14 protein-coding genes are annotated in these 15,374 nt (G+C 69.0%); 7 read left to right on the forward strand and 7 right to left on the reverse strand.

Features of this window, described 5'->3' with window-relative positions; genetic code table 11:
* Positions 1–52: 52 nt before the first annotated feature.
* The 5 genes from IEW87_RS10270 to IEW87_RS10290 are packed head-to-tail and all read left to right on the forward strand — an operon-like array spanning position 53 to position 5,689.
* Complete coding sequence (locus tag IEW87_RS10270) at positions 53–742, forward strand: SOS response-associated peptidase (protein ID WP_188712128.1); 690 nt, start codon at positions 53–55, stop codon at positions 740–742.
* A gap of 36 nt (positions 743–778) precedes the next feature.
* Positions 779–2,065: a M18 family aminopeptidase gene (locus IEW87_RS10275; protein WP_229731084.1), complete on the forward strand. Its 1,287-nt coding sequence runs from the start codon at positions 779–781 to the stop codon at positions 2,063–2,065.
* A 1-nt stretch (position 2,066) separates the two neighbouring features.
* Positions 2,067–2,942 (forward strand): 3-methyladenine DNA glycosylase, encoded by an 876-nt coding sequence (locus tag IEW87_RS10280; RefSeq protein ID WP_188712130.1) that lies wholly within the window; start codon positions 2,067–2,069, stop codon positions 2,940–2,942.
* A 48-nt stretch (positions 2,943–2,990) separates the two neighbouring features.
* Entirely contained in the window at positions 2,991–4,910 is a 1,920-nt protein-coding gene (gene nagE, locus IEW87_RS10285) for an N-acetylglucosamine-specific PTS transporter subunit IIBC (protein ID WP_188712131.1), read from the forward strand.
* Positions 4,911–4,960: 50 nt separating this feature from the next.
* Positions 4,961–5,689 (forward strand): NUDIX hydrolase, encoded by a 729-nt coding sequence (locus IEW87_RS10290; protein ID WP_188712132.1) that lies wholly within the window; start codon positions 4,961–4,963, stop codon positions 5,687–5,689.
* Here IEW87_RS10290 and IEW87_RS10295 read toward each other — a convergent pair.
* The 6 genes from IEW87_RS10295 to IEW87_RS10320 are packed head-to-tail and all read right to left on the reverse strand — an operon-like array spanning position 5,673 to position 13,171.
* Positions 5,673–6,878, reverse strand: a complete 1,206-nt coding sequence (locus tag IEW87_RS10295) for a DUF6716 putative glycosyltransferase (protein ID WP_188712133.1) — start codon at positions 6,876–6,878, stop codon at positions 5,673–5,675. The genes IEW87_RS10290 and IEW87_RS10295 overlap by 17 nt on opposite strands.
* 47 nt (positions 6,879–6,925) lie before the next feature.
* Positions 6,926–7,798, reverse strand: a complete 873-nt coding sequence (locus IEW87_RS10300; protein WP_188712134.1) for an N-acetylneuraminate synthase family protein — start codon at positions 7,796–7,798, stop codon at positions 6,926–6,928.
* The gene (locus IEW87_RS10305; RefSeq protein WP_188712135.1) at positions 7,795–8,985 is read right to left on the reverse strand and encodes an acylneuraminate cytidylyltransferase; all 1,191 of its coding nucleotides are present in this window, start codon (positions 8,983–8,985) and stop codon (positions 7,795–7,797) included. The genes IEW87_RS10300 and IEW87_RS10305 overlap by 4 nt, the downstream gene beginning before the upstream one ends.
* Positions 8,982–9,959 carry a hypothetical protein gene (locus IEW87_RS10310; protein WP_229731085.1) on the reverse strand — a complete coding sequence of 326 codons (978 nt, stop codon included), beginning with the start codon at positions 9,957–9,959 and terminating at the stop codon, positions 8,982–8,984. Before IEW87_RS10310 ends, IEW87_RS10305 begins: the two co-directional genes overlap by 4 nt.
* Before the next feature lie 32 nt (positions 9,960–9,991).
* Complete coding sequence (gene fdhD / locus IEW87_RS10315) at positions 9,992–10,861, reverse strand: formate dehydrogenase accessory sulfurtransferase FdhD (RefSeq protein WP_188712136.1); 870 nt, start codon at positions 10,859–10,861, stop codon at positions 9,992–9,994.
* A 3-nt stretch (positions 10,862–10,864) separates the two neighbouring features.
* Complete coding sequence (locus tag IEW87_RS10320) at positions 10,865–13,171, reverse strand: FdhF/YdeP family oxidoreductase (protein ID WP_188712137.1); 2,307 nt, start codon at positions 13,169–13,171, stop codon at positions 10,865–10,867.
* Between the two features lie 66 nt (positions 13,172–13,237).
* Between IEW87_RS10320 and IEW87_RS10325 the strand changes: the two genes are divergently transcribed.
* Both IEW87_RS10325 and IEW87_RS10330 read left to right on the forward strand, forming a co-directional pair.
* Positions 13,238–14,281 carry an FUSC family protein gene (locus IEW87_RS10325; protein WP_188712138.1) on the forward strand — a complete coding sequence of 348 codons (1,044 nt, stop codon included), beginning with the start codon at positions 13,238–13,240 and terminating at the stop codon, positions 14,279–14,281.
* Positions 14,282–14,306: 25 nt separating this feature from the next.
* Complete coding sequence (locus IEW87_RS10330) at positions 14,307–14,780, forward strand: tRNA (cytidine(34)-2'-O)-methyltransferase (RefSeq protein WP_188712139.1); 474 nt, start codon at positions 14,307–14,309, stop codon at positions 14,778–14,780.
* 23 nt (positions 14,781–14,803) lie between these two features.
* On the opposite strand, the gene IEW87_RS10335 is transcribed toward IEW87_RS10330, so the two are convergent.
* Positions 14,804–15,301 (reverse strand): DUF6328 family protein, encoded by a 498-nt coding sequence (locus IEW87_RS10335; protein WP_188712140.1) that lies wholly within the window; start codon positions 15,299–15,301, stop codon positions 14,804–14,806.
* Positions 15,302–15,374: the final 73 nt, after the last annotated feature.

Consider the following 15,374-nt stretch of genomic DNA (forward strand, 5'->3'; position numbering starts at 1 on the left):
ACCGCGCGCGGTGGGGCTGCCACAACGCGTGGTCGTGCCCTAGCCTCGAAGCATGTGCGGACGATTCGTCGTGGCCCGCGTCGGCAGCGAGCTCGTGAGCGAGCTCAGGGTGGATCTGGTCAGTGACGACCTGCCCGCGCCCTCGTACAACGTCGCCCCGACGCAGAGCGCTGCGATCGTCGTCGATTCCGCGAAGACGACCCCGCCCACGCGCCGCCTCGAGTCGGCCCGCTGGGGGCTCGTTCCGGGATGGGCGAAGGATCTCTCGATCGGCTCACGCGCCTTCAACGCGCGATCGGAGGAGCTCGAGCAGAAGCCGATGTTCCGCTCCGCGCTCCGTGCGCGCCGCGCCGTCGTGCCGGCCACGGGCTACTACGAGTGGAAGAAGGACGACGACGGAAAGGTGCCGCTGTTCGTCCACCATGAGGCCGGCGATCCGCTGCTCTTCGCGGGACTGTACGAGTGGTGGCGCGACCCCGACGACGCGTGGGTGCTGAGCTTCACGATCCTCACGCGCTCGAGCGTCGGCGGCCTCGGTTCGATCCATCACCGGATGCCTGTGTTCCTCGACGCCGACCATGCGGACGCATGGCTCGACACCGATCTCGACGAGCCACGCGACGTCCTCGACGCCGCGATCGAAGACGCCCCGCGCGTCGCCGAAGCCTTCGCATGGCACGAAGTCGGCCGGGCTGTCGGCAATGTGCGCAACGACGAGCCGAGCCTCATCGATCCGGCCTGATGGGCGCGCCTGTGCACGTGGGAGACAATGGACAGCGTGACCCACGAGATTCCCGCTGACGCCCGCGCGCACATCGACGACCTCGCCGCCTTCGTCGAGGCGTCGCCGTCCTCCTACCACGCCGCCGAGGAGGCAGCGCGCCGGCTGCAGGCCGGCGGCTTCGCCCGCCTCGCCGAGGCCGACGCCTGGGAGCTGTCCGCGGGCGGCCGCTACGTCGTCGTGCGCGAGGGGTCCGTCATCGCGTTCGCGCTTCCCGCCGCCGTCGCGCCGACGACGCCGTTCCGCATCGTCGGCGCACACACCGACTCCCCCGGGTTCAAGCTCAAGCCGCGCCCGACGACGACGGGACCCGGCGGCTGGTGGCAGCTCGGCTGGGAGGTGTACGGCGGCCCGCTGCTGAACTCATGGCTCGACCGCGAGCTGTGCCTCGCCGGGCGCCTCGTCATGCTCGACGGCGCCGAGCACCGCGTGCGCACCGGCCCACTCGCCCGGATCCCGCAGCTCGCCATCCACCTCGACCGCCAGGTCAATGAGGGACTCACGCTCGACAAGCAGCGCCATACCGCTCCCGTGTGGGGTCTCGGTGAGGCCGAGAGCGCCGACATCCTCGCGGTCCTCGCGCGCGAGGCCGACGTGGATCCGGCTCAGATCGGCGGGATCGACGTGGTGGCGGCCGACACGCAGCCGCCGCGCACGTTCGGCGCCGATGATGCACTGTTCGCGAGTGGTCGCCTCGACAACCTGCTCTCGACGCACGCCGGGCTTGTCGCGATCGCAGACATCAGGCCGACCGACACCATCGCAATGTTCGCCGCGTTCGATCACGAAGAGATCGGATCCGCGACGCGCTCCGGCGCGGCCGGACCGTTCCACGAAGAAGTCCTCACGCGCATCCTCACGGCGTTCGGGGCGACGGCCGAGGACCGCGCCCGCAGCTTTGCCGCCTCACTGCACATCTCGAGCGACGTCGGACACGCGATCCACCCGAACTATGCCGACCGTCACGACACGGCGAACCAGCCCGTCGCGGGCGGCGGTCCGATCCTGAAGATCAACGCGAACCAGCGCTACGCGACCGACGCGCACGGCGCCGCCGAGTGGAACGCCGCCTGTCAGTCGGCGGATGTCCCGACGCAGGAGTTCGTGTCGAACAACGCACTGCCGTGTGGGTCGACGATCGGTCCGATCTCGGCGACGCGCCTCGGCATCCGGACGGTCGATGTCGGCGTGCCGATCCTCTCGATGCACTCCGCCCGCGAACTCACCAGCGTGCTCGACCCGTGGTATCTGTCGCGCGCGATGGGATCCGTGCTCGCGCGCTGACATGATCACGCTCACGCGGGACGCCTGGCACGCTCGCGAGGCCGCGCACATCGAGCGCGCACGCGAACTGACGCGCGAGCACCGCGCGCGGCGTCAGCGCGGTGAGAAGCACCCTGTGTGGGACTTCCTGTTCACCTATTACGGGTATCGGCCCTCGCTCCTCGAGCGCTGGCATCCTGGCGCGAGCGTCGAGCTCGCGGGCGCCGCCGACGATGCCCGCGGGTCCTGGCGCTGGTACGTCACGGGGTCGGCTTCCGGTTCCCTGACCGTCGATGACGCGGCGTTCCGGCGCGAGAAGCGTCAGATCGTGCGTCTTGCGGAGATCATGCTGCGACGGACCGCCGAACGGCCAGGGCAGTTCGACTGCTTCGGGCTGCACGAGTGGGCGATGGTCTACCGCCAGAGCGAGCACCGACACCCGCAGCCGCTGCGCCTCGGCACGAGCGGCACCGATGCCGTCGTCGACGCGCATGAACTGCGCTGCACCCATTTCGACGCCTTCCGCTTCTTCACCGCGGAGGCCGTGCCACGCAATCGCGAGCCGCTGCAACGCGAGGATCAGGCGGAGCGCGAACAGCCCGGCTGCCTGCATGCCGGCATGGACGTCTACAAGTGGGCGGTGAAGCTTGGACCGCTCGTTCCGGGCGAACTCCTGCTCGACGCGTTCGAGCTCGCGAGCGACGCCCGGCTGCTGGACATGGCCGCGGCGCCGTACGATCTCTCCGACTTCGGCGTCGATCCCGTGCGCATCGAGACCGCCGAGGGAAAGGCCGAGTACGTGCGCCGCCAACGCGCCCTCGCCGAACGCTCAGGCCGGTTGCGCGAGGAGATCCTCGACGCGTCGTTCCGCGCACCCTCTGTCGCGGCGGTCTTGTGACGGGGTAGTGTCACTGCGATCCATCTCACAGAACGTCGGAGATCCCGAATGAAATTCATGCAGAACCTCGGCAAGTCGCTGATGCTACCCATCGCCGTCATGCCCGTCGCCGCAATCCTCATGGGGATCGGCAACTGGATTGAGAACACCGCTGGCGTCAATGTCGTCAGTGCATTCCTCTCGGCCGCGGGCGGCGCGGTCATCGACAATCTCGCCGTCCTCTTCGCGATCGGCATCGCCTTCGGCATGTCGCGGAAGTCCGACGGCGTGGCCGCCCTCGCGGGGCTCGTGTCGTGGCTCGTCGTCACGGTTCTTCTCGCGCCCGAGAGCGTTGCCGACCTCAGCGGCGTCGACGTCGCCGATGCCGATCCGGCGTTCGCGAACATCCAGAATGCGTTCGTCGGCATCCTGTGCGGACTCATCGGTGCGTTCGCCTACAACCGGTTCCACGAGACCAAGCTCCCGGACTGGCTCGCATTCTTCTCGGGCAAGCGTGCGGTGGCAATCGTCGCCGCCGGGATCTCCCTCATCCTCGCGACCGCGCTGTTCTTCGTCTGGCCGTTCGTGTACCAGGGCCTCGTATCGTTCGGCGAGTGGATCGTCGGCCTGGGCGCCGCCGGCGCTGGCATCTACGGCTTCTTCAACCGTCTGCTGATCCCGTTCGGCCTGCACCACGCCCTCAACTCCGTGTTCTGGTTCGACGTGGCGGGCATCAACGACATCTCGAACTTCCTCAACGGCACGGGAGAACCCGGCATTACCGGGATGTACACGTCCGGCTTCTTCCCGATCATGATGTTCGGACTGCCGGGTGCCGCACTCGCGATGTACGTCACGGCACGCTCGAGCCGGAAGAAGGTCGCCGGCGGCATCCTCTTCTCCGCCGCGTTCGCGTCGTTCTTCGTCGGCATCACCGAGCCGCTCGAATTCTCCTTCATGTTCCTCGCGCCCGTGCTCTACGGCATTCACGCCCTGTTCACGGGCATTTCGATGGCGATCACGGCGCTGCTGCCTGCGCGCATGGGCTTCGGGTTCTCGGCCGGCGCGATCGACCTCGGGCTCGGCTGGAACAACCCGCTCGCCCAGAACCCCTGGATGCTCCTGCTGCTCGGCATCGCGTGGTTCGTCGTGTACTTCCTCGTGTTCACCTTCGTCATCCGGAAGTGGCAGCTGAAGACCATCGGTCGCGAGGACGACGACGAGATCGCCGACGAAGAGGACGAGACAGACGTCGACGCGAAGTACGTCGCGACCGCGAGCCGCTTCATCGACGCCCTCGGCGGCACGGAGAACATCACGAGACTCGATAACTGCGCCACGCGCCTGCGCCTCGAGATCGACGACGTCTCACGCGTCGACGACAGCGCACTCAAACGTGCCGGAGCCGCCGGGACCATGAAGCCGGGCGGGCACTCGGTGCAGGTCGTCTACGGCCTCAACGTGCAGTTCGTGAAGGACGCGATGGAGCAGGTCATGTCCGGCCGCGTCGCTCCCTCGAGTGGCGACGTCCCGGCCGCGACGCCCGCGACCGACAGCGTGCAGACGCTTGCCGCGACGGACACCGCGGTCGTGCGTCTGCTGCAGCCGATCGATGGCGAGGTGAAGCCCCTGAGCGCCGTGCCGGATCCGACGTTCGCCGACGAGGTCATGGGCCCAGGGCTCGCCATCGAGCCGACCGGAGACACCGTGCGTTCCCCCGCCCCCGGTCGTGTCGGGCACATCTTCGACACCGGCCACGCGGTCGCGATCGTCACCGACGACGACGTCGAGATTCTTGTACACATCGGCCTCGAGACGGTCGGCATGGGCGGAGACGGCTTCGAGCCCCTCGTGAAGACCGGTGACCTGGTCGATGAGGGCACCCCCCTCGTGCGGGTCGATCTCGCGAAGATCCGCGAGGCGGGTCACCCGACGATCACGCCGGTGGTGCTCCTGAACCGCCCGGGTGGCAGCCTCGAGTTCCGCTGATCCGGTGGCCACGGCGCCCCACCCCACGGAGTCGTCGTAGCATCGAAGGCATGCGTGTCGCTTATGCGCAACTGCGCGATCTCGTGAGCCGGGCGGGTTCGGATCCCATCTGGAACCCGCCCGGTCCGCGCGAAGGCGCGACGAACAAGCGTCCCGCGGCTGTCTTGATTCTCTTCGGCATGCTCGACGCGATCCCCGCCGAGCACGAGGCGAAGAACGCGGCCGTGTCGAAGGACCTCGACCTCCTGCTGTTGCGCCGTGCCTCGACGTTGCGCTCGCACCCGGGCCAGGTGGCATTCCCGGGAGGACGCGTGGATCCCGAGGACGACGGCCCGATCGCCGCAGCGCTCCGCGAAGCGCGCGAGGAGACCGGTCTCGACACGTCAGGCGTCGAGGTGATCGGGGCGCTCGGCGAGCTCATCCTCCCGTATTCCAACCACCGCGTCACTCCCGTGATCGCCTGGTGGCGCCAACCGTCCCCGGTCGGCGTGGTCGACGTGGCGGAGAGCGAGGCCGTCTTCCGTGCACCCGTCGCCGACCTGATCGACCCGGCGAACCGCGTCTCGAGCGTCGTCAGCCACGACGGAGACAGGTTGAGGGGCCCCGCCTGGAATCTCTCGGTCCACGACACCGACTATTTCGTCTGGGGCTTCACCGGCGGAATCATCGATCGCCTGCTCGCGGAGCTCGGCTGGGAAGAGCCGTGGGATCACTCACGCGAGGTGAGGATCTCTCCACCTCGGGCGGACGGCGAGGAAGTCCTCACGCGCGAAGCCTGAGGAGCGCGCGCACCGCGTGCATAAGGTACCGCGCGGGGACACCGATGGCAACCGCGACGGCGCCCGAGAAGGTTCGGTCACGGCTACCGATCGCGAGCCGACGGTGCCATGCGTCCCGCAGCGCGCCACCAACCGGCTCCGACACCGCACGTGGCGCAAGATCTCCCGCGGTGCGGCACCGCACAAGGTCGCGCAGCATGGGGATCCACGTGTCGTCCTCCACGTCATGGAAATAGTTGTCGCCGAGCCAGCCGGGATCCGGGTGACGCATCCGGCGTGCAATCACGTCGTCGGCGGTCCCCAGCAGTCCGCTTCCGCGGAACACCGTGTTGATGAGGGTCTCGTCGACGCCGAACGTATCAAGCGCAACTACCGGGATGCCACGTGCGGCCGCCTCGATCGCGGCCGTGGAGCTGACCGTCACCAACCCCTCGGCGCGGTCCAGGGCGCGCGACATCGGTTCGTACGACACGACGAGGTTTGCCGGCAGCGGTCCGAGTTCGGTGAGGAGATCGACGTATCCGTCCTCCTCGCGATGCGTCTCGTGCTCCCCCGGACGCCCGCGCAGCTTGACGACGACGCGGGCATCCGGCGTCGCCTTCGCCGTCTCGACGAGGATCCGTGCCACGCGCCTTCGATCTTCTCGCGCTCGCGGCACGATCGCCTGGGCGGCGAAGACGAGGTCGGTGCCACCCCGGCCCGCCGGATCAGCATCGGCGATCCTGCGAGCGAACGGCAACGTCGCGAGCGCGAACCGCTGGTCGATGGCGCGTTCCTTCGCTAGGGCACGGAACTCACGCACCTCCCGATGGGAGTGCACGATCATCAGGTCGCATCGGCGCCGGAAGTGCAGCGCGCGCCACGTCGCGGGTACCGAGATTCCCGGTAGTCCGGACACGATCACGGGGCACGGATCTCGTCGCGAGGCCTCCCGTGCGACGACGCGCGCGACCGGACCGCGCGCCGCCGCGACGACGACGTCGGCGCGCGCAAGCCGGGCGGGCAGGTCGGTGAACGACGCGCGTCGCGCCCGCTCGGGGGGCAGCCCGGATCCGGTCAGCGCGGCACGGAGCTGCACGTCGCTGACGGCGACCTCCGTATCGAGCACCACGAGCTCACCGTCGATGCGTCGATCCGCGACGAGGGCGGCCGCCCACTTCACATAGGAGTCGGTGTCGGCGACCGCCACGACGCGTATCGCTGTGTTCCCCGCCGCGGTTCGTCCGCGTTGCGACGTCACGACAGGACACGACGGAGCTTGGCCCGCGGGGCCTCCTCGCTCGCATAGACGTGCTTGACACCGTCGCCGCGCGCGGCCTCGATGATGCGGATGTCACGCACGAGCGTCGCGAGACCGCCGGGCTCGAGCGAGGCGGCGTGATCGGATCCCCACATCGTCCGATCGAGAGTGATGTGACGTTCGACCGCGACGGCGCCGAGTGCGACCGCCGCCAGCGAGATCTGCAGGCCACGTTCATGCCCGGAGTAGCCGATCGGAACGCCAGGGAACCGATCGCGCAGCACCGGGATCATCCGCAGGTTCGCTTCGGTCGGCTCGAGCGGATAGGTCGATGTCGCATGCAGGATCGTGAGGTCGCTCGTGCCGAGAGTGTCGACAGCTCGATCGATCTCCGGCATCGTCGACATCCCGGTCGAGAGGATGATCGGCTTGCCTGTGTCGCGCAGCGCGGCGAGCAACTCCAGGTCAGTGACGCTGGCCGAGGCAACCTTGTGCGCGACGACATCGAGCTCCTCGAGGAACTCCACGCTCGGCACATCCCACGGCGAGGCGAACCATTCGAGACCGCGCATGACGGCGTGATCGCCGATCTCGATGTACTCGTCGCGCCCGAACTCGACGCGGTGTCGGTACTCGAGGTAGGTCATCGTTCCCCACGGCGTCTCTCGCGGGACGTCTCGCATGTGTTCGGGCGTGCAGATCTCCGGCGTGCGCTTCTGGAACTTCACCGCATCCGCCCCCGCGTCCGCGGCAACGTCGATGAGCTGTTTGGCGAGCTCGACAGACCCGTTGTGATTGAGCCCGATCTCCGCGATGACGAGGGCGGGCGCGCCCCCGCCGATCTGACGAGAACCGATCATGACGCTCATCGGCGTCTCCCTTCTGGTTGCGCCGAAACTCCGACGCGTGCGGCCAGGACCAACTCTGCGAGCTGACGGATGGCACCGTCGCCGCCCGATCGTGTGAGGATCAGCCGGGCCCGCGCTGACGCCTCGGGGTGCGCGGAGGGAACCGCGACGGGCCATCCGACGAGATCGAGCGCCGAAGCATCGTTGATGTCGTTGCCCACGTACGCGATACGCGCGAGAGGGACGCCCACTCGCTCCGCCCATTGCACGAGCGCGCGGCCCTTGTCCTCGACCGCGTGGATGACCTCCACGCCGAGCTTCGCCGCGCGGGCCGCGACGACCGGATTGCGCTCGGTCGACAGGATGAGGACCGAGATGCCTGCTTCCCGCAGCAGCCGTACACCCATCCCATCCGACCGGCTGACGCGCACCGACTCGGTGCCGTGCTGGTCGACACTCACGGTGTCGTCGGTGTGGACACCGTCGAAGTCAGTGACGACGGCGTCGACGTCGATGAGCGCGTCGGCGGGATCCGGCTCGAGGTGCGCGATCGCGCGCGCGACCTCGAGCTGTGCCGGAGTGTCGATCTCGATCGCCGTCTCCGCCGGCACCTCTTGCGCGTCGAGGCGTCCGAAGAACCGATGGGCTGCGGCGCGGAATCCCGCGGCGTCCATGACGTAGAACGCCCCCGTCTCGACGAGCTGCGGCGGCCGGTCCTGGCGGCGCGGACGGTCACGGGCATCGTGTCCGGTTGGCACTGTCGCGCCCCCGCGCCTCGTCCAGACGAACTCGCCAGATGCGCGCGCGGAGAACACGCTGTCGGCGTCGCCGGAGGAGACGCGCGCCACGGCGTCGCGCAAGCCGGCTGCGGGGATGAAGGGACTCGTCGCCTGCAGGAACGCCAGGACCTGCGGACGTACGCCGCGGTCAGCGAGCACGTCGAGTGCGTGCAACAGCGCGGACTCCGACGTCGCCGCGTCCCCCGCGAGCTCCGCGGGTCGCGCGACCAGCTCCGCGCTCCATGCACGCGCGGTCTGCGCGATCTGTTCGTCGTCGGTCGACACGACGACGTGATCGATGCCGGCGGCGCGGGCCGAGCGAACGGCGCGCGCCACGAGCGGAATGCCGCCGACGCGGGCGACGTTCTTCCCCGGAACGCCCCGGGACCCCCCGCGCGCGGGAATGATCGCGACGACACCCGACGTCATCGCACCGCCCCTTCCGGCGTCACGAATGGCCGCTCGCGAACGACGACCGGCGATCCCTCGAGCACTCGCCGCAGCGTCGTCGCGGCGCTCGTCGGCAGCGTCACGATCTCGCGCGGGACGCGTCGACCGGCGAGAACGAGTTCGATGGGGAGTCCCGTACGCACGACCCGTACGCGCGGAAGCGCCGCGACCGCCGCGAGCACATCCTCTTCCTCGCGACGGTGCGGCAGATACGCCGTGTCGGCACCGCGCGCGCTGTCTCGCACCCACTGTAAGTATTCTGTTCGCGGCATATGCCGGTCGACGACGCGTGCGCTACCCAGGATCACGCGATCCTCGCGCACTGCGGCAGCCGCTGGAGTCCTTGCGGCCGCCGCGCGCAGCCACTCGAACGCGTGGAGCTGGACTCGGACGCCGAGATCCCGCAGCCGACCCGCGCGCCCCTCGCCCAGGTCGAACGTTGTGAAGATCCTGGCGTCACCAGCGACGGCCCGCAGCCGGATCGCGTCGAGCGCGAGCGGCGCGAGGCGTCGTGCCACAGCGCGCTCGGCAACGCCCGGGCGCGTGAGCGGGCGCGCTCCAGCGATGGCGTCGACGAAGTCGAGAGTGGCGAGCCCGTCGTCGAGGAACGTGAGTCGGCGCGGGCGCAGCACGGTGACCGCCAGCCGGAACTGCCCCGAGAATCCGTCACCGACAAGCCAATGGTCGTGACGACGCAGCGTTCGCCACGGGATTCCGTAATAGCCGGCCTGCTCACCGAACAGGGCATCGAGTCGATTGAGCACACCTGCCGTCTTCTCGACCTGCGGTGCGAGTCGCGCCGCCAGGTCGACGCGAGTGCGATGGGCCGCGGCCCACTCCGCCGCGCCGATCATCTGCAGGGGCGATTCGACCCACGCCAGCGGCGCGTCGTCGTGCGGCATCGGTCCTCCGGTAGCGAGCGACGGGCGGTTCCATCCGAACCGTTCGCTCACCCTCCTCCGGAGGGGTTAACGTCGACGCGCGCTCAGGTGACGAGCTCGTGACGCGTCGATGAAACCTCGGGCGTGAGCACGCGTTGCGCGCCCGCGTAGACGTTCATGCGATCGCCGCGGAGGAAGCCCACGAGCGTCATGCCGGCTTCGGCGGCCAGCTCGACGGCCAGGCTCGACGGCGCTGACACCGCGGCGATCATCGGGATTCCTGCCATTGCCGCCTTCTGCGCGAGTTCGAACGCCACGCGCCCCGAGACCATCAGGATGTGCCCCGCCAAGGGGACGTGGTCGTTCATCGCCGCCCAACCGACCACCTTGTCGACCGCGTTGTGGCGACCCACGTCCTCTCGCAGGACGATGAGCTCGCCCGTGCGGCCGTCGAACAGCGCCGCCGCGTGCAGCCCGCCGGTCTTGTCGAAGACCTCCTGCTGCGCGCGCAGCGCGTCGGGAAAGGTCGCGAGCATCGCGGCGTCGATCTCCAGCGGATCCGTCGACACGTCGTACACCGACTCCGTGCGCACCGCGTCGATCGATGCCTTGCCGCACACGCCGCACGAGCTCGTCATATAGACGCGGCGAGCCATCTCCGCCCCGGGAAGCGGGACGCCTGGCGCGAGCGCGATGTCGAGGACGTTGTAGGTGTTGTCCGCACCCCCCGTTCCGGGGCCGCCGCAGTGAATCGCGCCGACGACGTCGGATCCGGCGCGGATCGCGCCCTCGGAGAGCAGGAACCCCGTCGCGAGTTCGACGTCGTGCCCGGGCGTGCGCATCGTCACCGACAGGGGTTCGCCCGCGACCCGGATCTCGAGCGGCTCCTCGACCGCGAGCGTGTCCGGTCGTCGACGCGGCTCGGCTCCGAGCGTGATCCGCGTGACCGGGCGTCGCTGCGTGATGCGTCCCATCAGTTACCCGCGTCTCGCGAACCGGACGATGATCGACTTCGACGTCGGCGTGCCGCTGTCGTCCGCGAACGATTCGAGTGGCACGAGAACGTTCGTCTCGGGGTAGTACGCTGCGGCGTTTCGTCGGGGCGTGTCGTAGGACACGAGCCGGAACTCCTCCGCGCGACGTTCCTCGAGGCCATTCGGGCCGTGCCACTCCGACACGACGTCGACGATGTCCCCATCCTCGAAGCCCTGCTCGTGGATGTCATCCGGATGTGTGAGCACGACGCGCCTGCCGTCGTGGATGCCACGGTACCGGTCGTCCTTGCCGTAGATCGTGGTGTTGTACTGGTCGTGCGACCGCAGCGTCTGCAGGAGCACGCGTCCGGCGGGAATGTGCGGGTACTCGAGGCGGTTGGCGGTGAACATCGCCTTGCCGGTCGCGGTTGCGAACTGGCGGGTGTCTCGAGGCGGGTTCGGCAGGTAGAACGTCCGCCCCTTCTGGATCCGCTCCTCGTACCGCTCGAAGCCGGGGACGACGCGCGAGATGTGATCGCGGATCCGCGCGTAGTCGCCTTCCAGTGCCTGCCAGTCGGCGCGCGGAGCGTCCTCGCGCCCCGCGAACACGCGCTCGCACAGGCGAGCGAGGATCGCGACCTCGCTCAGCATGTCGCTCGATGGCGGCTCGAGACGGCCCCGAGATCCGTGCACCGCGCCCATCGAATCCTCCACCGTCACGCGCTGGTCGCCCGAGCCTCGGCGATCGCGATCCGTGCGTCCGAGGGTCGGCAGGATGATCGCGCGGCGGCCCGTGACGACATGCGAGCGGTTGAGCTTCGTCGACACGTGCGCCGTGAGGCCCGTCTTCGCCATGCCGGACTCGACGATCGCGGTGTCGGGGGTGGCGCTGACGAAGTTGCCGCCGACCGCGAGGAAGAACCGCACCTTCCCGGCGTCCATGGCGCGGATCGCGGCGACGGTGTCGTATCCGTGTTCCCGCGGCGCCGTGAACGCGAACTCCTCGTCGAGAGCATCGAGGAAGTCCGTCGGAGGCTTCTCGTAGATGCCCATCGTGCGGTCACCCTGCACGTTGGAGTGCCCGCGCACGGGGCACACGCCGGCGCCGGGTCGCCCGATGTTGCCCTGAAGCAGGAGCACGTTGACGACATCGCGCAGGGTGGCGACGGAGTGCTTGTGCTGGGTGAGCCCCATCGCCCAGCAGACGATCGTCTTGGACGATGCGCGCACGCGCTCCGCGAGCTCGCGGATCCGCTTCTCGTCGAGGCCCGTCGCGACCTCGATCTCGTTCCAGGAGACCTGCTCGGCCGCCTCGGCGTACTCGGCGTAACCCGAGGTGTGGGCGTCGATGAAGGTTGTGTCGAGCACGCCGCCGCGGATGGCGTGCTGCTCGATGAGGTGCTTGCCGATGCCGATGAACAGCGCCTGGTCGCCGCCGAGGCGGATCTGCACGAAGTCGTCGGTCAGCTGCGTGCCGCCGAGGATCATGCCGCGCGCGGTCTGCGGATTCTTGAAGTGCAGGAGGCCGGCTTCGGGCAGCGGGTTGATCGCGACGATCGTCGCGCCGCGCTGCTTCGCCTTCTCGAGCGCGGTGAGCATGCGCGGGTGGTTCGTCCCCGGGTTCTGCCCGGCGATGATCAGCAGATCCGCATCGTGGATGTCGGTGATCGACACGGTGCCCTTGCCGATGCCCAGCGTCTGCCCCAGAGCGGATCCGCTCGACTCGTGGCACATGTTCGAACAGTCGGGCAGGTTGTTCGTGCCGTAGCCACGCACGAGCAGCTGATACAGGAACGCCGCCTCGTTCGAGGTGCGGCCCGAGGTGTAGAACACCGCCTCGTCAGGATCGTCGAGCGCGCGCAGCTCGTCGGCGAGGATGTCGAGCGCCTCGTCCCAGGACAGCGGGCGATAGTGCGTCGCCCCCTCGTCGAGGATCATCGGGTGGGTCAGGCGCCCCTGCTGTCCGAGCCACCAGTCGTCGTGCGAGCGCAGCTCCTCGATCGAGTGCTCGGCGAAGAACTCCGGTCCGATACGTCGGATCGTCGCTTCCTCGGCGACGGCCTTGGCGCCGTTCTCGCAGAACTCGGCCATGTGGCGCCGGTCCTCTTCCGGCCACGCGCAGCCGGGGCAGTCGAACCCGTCCTTCTGGTTCACTCGGAGCAGGGTCTCGGCGGTGCGCTTGACACCCATCTGCTCGAGCGAGATCTTCAGGGAGTTCACGACTCCCGGCACACCGACCGCGTGCGTCTGCCGGGGGCGGACGGTCAGCTTCGACTCGTCGATGTCGTGTTTCGGAGGCCTCGTCACCATGAGGCCATCGTAGTCCGCGCGGCGCAGGTGACGGGCAACCGCCCACCCACGTCGTACGGTGGTGCCATGAGCGTGATCTCGGCGGTGCGGGCCCAGCGGCGATCGCCCCTGTTGCAGGTCGTGAAGTCCTCCGTCGCGACGCTCGCCGCGTGGTTCCTGTCCGTGCTGGCGATCCCCGACGGGCCTGCCCCGGTCTTTGCCGCCATCGCCGCGCTCCTCGTCGTCCAACCGAGCGTCAACCAGTCGATGCTGAAGGCCGTCGAGCGTTCGATCGGCGTTCTCGTGGGCGTCGTGGTGGCCTCGGCGCTCGGACTGCTGCTCGGCGAGGCCTCGTGGGTACTGATGGTCGCGATCGTCGTCTCGCTCGTCGGAGCCTGGGCCCTGAAGATGACGCCCGGCACGACGAACCAAGTCGGGATCAGCGCACTGCTGATCCTGACGCTCGGGGCGGCCACCCCCGACTACGCGGTGGCGCGCGTCGTCGAAACGATGATCGGTGCGGCCATCGGGTTCGTGGTCAACCTCGTCCTGGTCCCGCCGGTGGCGGTCGGCCCCGCGCACCGCGCGCTCGACGCGCTCGGCGACGAGGTCGCCGCCACAATGGAACGTCTCGCGTCCGCGCTCGAGGCGCCGCAGTCACCAGCCGCGCGCGAAGAACTGCTCCTCACGGCCCGCCTGCTGCGTCCAATGCGCGTCTCGGCCGAGACCGCAATCGACGACGCGGCTGATTCGCTCACACTGAACCCCCGCGGGCGACGGCATCGGCGTGAGCTTACTGACGTGCGCGATCTCCTCAATCGTCTGTCCTCCGTCGTGACCCAGGTGCTCGGCATGACGCGCGCCTACTACGACCGATACGACGACGACCTGGCGAGCGAGGCGGCGGTGATCGGCATCGCCGAACAGCTGCGTCGCGCCGCCCACGACGTCCGCCTGGAGCTGCGCCGCACGCCGACCACGAAGGCGGATCCCACCGTGACGGAGACACTCCCTGCGCTCACGCGTCCGTACACCGTCGTCGCGCCGACCGGCGACCACTGGATCCTCATCGGAGCGCTTCTCGAGGACCTGCGCCGGATTCACGGCGAGGTCTCGGGCGACGAGGCCTGAGGCGCGCACGCTAGCGTAGGACGCCGTGTTCCACATCGTCTTCTACGAACCGCGCATCCCGCCGAACACCGGCAACGCGATCCGCCTCTCTGCCATCACCGGCAGCACTCTCCACCTCGTCGAACCGCTCGGATTCGACCTCTCGGATGCCAAGCTGCGGCGCGCCGGGCTCGATTACCACGATCTCGCGCACGTGCGCGTGCACGCGGATCTCGACGCGGCTCTCGACGCGCTCGCCGATCTCGGAGTCGAGGCGCTCTATGCCTTCACCGGACACGCGACGCGCGCATTCACGGACGTCAGCTACTCCCCCGGCGATGCACTGCTGTTCGGCCCTGAGCCCACGGGCCTGCCCGATAAGGTGCTGCACCACCCGCGCGTCACCGACCTCCTGAGGATCCCGATGCGCCCCGACGTACGCTCGCTCAACCTCGCGAACGCTGCCGCGGTCGCGACGTTCGAGGCGTGGCGCCAGAACGGTTTCGACGGAAGCGCCTGAGCGCCCGGTGACGTCGCCGCGTCTCAGTCGGCGCGCTTTCGACGAACAGTGCGGACCGTGACCGGGACGAGCACCCAGGTCACCACGGCGATAGCGGCAAGCACCGAGCCCGCGATCCATCCCGACGCTCCGCCGATCACGACATCGAAGACGAATCCCACGACTCCCGCGAGCAGCACCGAGACGATCGCGAGGGCGGCGATCAGGCATACGTGTCCGGCCGTCACCACCGAGCGCTTCGCTCCTGCGCGGAAGAGCACACGGTGTGCGGCGACCGGCGCGAGAGCGAGGACGGAGCTCAGCGCGCTCAACGCGATGAGCACGAGGTACAGGCCCTTCCGACCGAGCGCCAGGTCCGCGAACGCCGGCTGGAAGGCAAGGGCGAGCAGGAAACCGGTGAGGATCTGCGTGCCGGTCTGCAGCACGCGCAGCTCCTGCAGCACCTCGGTCCAGTTGCGGTCGGCGCGTTCGTCCGCCGTCTCGTTCCGTCGGGGCTGGTCGGCCACTTCGTCGTCGGTCACCCTCTGACGGTACTGCGACTCATCGCCGTCCGTCTCGCATGCCGCGATGCTGCCCGAGGCGCTCGCGGTCCCC

Origin of the sequence: Microbacterium faecale, from assembly GCF_014640975.1 — a bacterium.
Taxonomy (GTDB): Bacteria; Actinomycetota; Actinomycetes; order Actinomycetales; family Microbacteriaceae; genus Microbacterium; species Microbacterium faecale.

Coding starts and splice junctions, on each gene's coding strand:
- IEW87_RS10320 (WP_188712137.1), bottom strand. CDS start 13,171: ATGGTGACGAGGCCTCCGAAACACGACATCGACGAGTCGAAGCTGACC.
- IEW87_RS10290 (WP_188712132.1), top strand. CDS start 4,961: ATGCGTGTCGCTTATGCGCAACTGCGCGATCTCGTGAGCCGGGCGGGT.
- nagE (WP_188712131.1), top strand. CDS start 2,991: ATGAAATTCATGCAGAACCTCGGCAAGTCGCTGATGCTACCCATCGCC.
- IEW87_RS10280 (WP_188712130.1), top strand. CDS start 2,067: ATGATCACGCTCACGCGGGACGCCTGGCACGCTCGCGAGGCCGCGCAC.
- IEW87_RS10325 (WP_188712138.1), top strand. CDS start 13,238: ATGAGCGTGATCTCGGCGGTGCGGGCCCAGCGGCGATCGCCCCTGTTG.
- IEW87_RS10305 (WP_188712135.1), bottom strand. CDS start 8,985: ATGACGTCGGGTGTCGTCGCGATCATTCCCGCGCGCGGGGGGTCCCGG.
- fdhD (WP_188712136.1), bottom strand. CDS start 10,861: ATGGGACGCATCACGCAGCGACGCCCGGTCACGCGGATCACGCTCGGA.
- IEW87_RS10270 (WP_188712128.1), top strand. CDS start 53: ATGTGCGGACGATTCGTCGTGGCCCGCGTCGGCAGCGAGCTCGTGAGC.
- IEW87_RS10300 (WP_188712134.1), bottom strand. CDS start 7,798: ATGAGCGTCATGATCGGTTCTCGTCAGATCGGCGGGGGCGCGCCCGCC.